This window comes from Pseudomonas viridiflava, from assembly GCF_900602065.1.
Taxonomy (GTDB): domain Bacteria; phylum Pseudomonadota; class Gammaproteobacteria; order Pseudomonadales; family Pseudomonadaceae; genus Aquipseudomonas.
Window position 1 is genome coordinate 1 of the sequence record NZ_UWFN01000259.1, and the last position, 287, is coordinate 287.

1 protein-coding gene is annotated in these 287 nt (G+C 69.0%); it reads right to left on the reverse strand.

The genetic code is table 11. The annotated features are described in order from the left end of the window. A partial coding sequence (locus EE949_RS13705) for an efflux RND transporter permease subunit (protein WP_164666782.1) occupies window positions 1-287 on the reverse strand: 287 nt, incomplete at both ends.

The following is a 287-nucleotide window of genomic DNA, read 5'->3' on the forward strand; positions in this document are numbered from 1 at the left end:
GGTCGAGCCGGTGCGAAATCGGCTGGCCGATCGCCACCGACGCCGAGATCGACGACAGCTGGGCGCGTATCGCCGCCATGACCTGCTCGCGCGTGCGCTCGGACGGTTTCAGGTCGACGTCGAGTTCGGATGAATGCACGCCTTCCGCATGCTCGTCCAGCTCGGCGCGGCCGGTGCGGCGGCCGACCTTGATCACTTCCGGCACCGACTGGATCAACGTCTCGGCCAGCGCGCCCAGGCGGTTGGCCTCGGCCAGCGAGGTGCCCGGCGTGAAGGTCATTCCCATC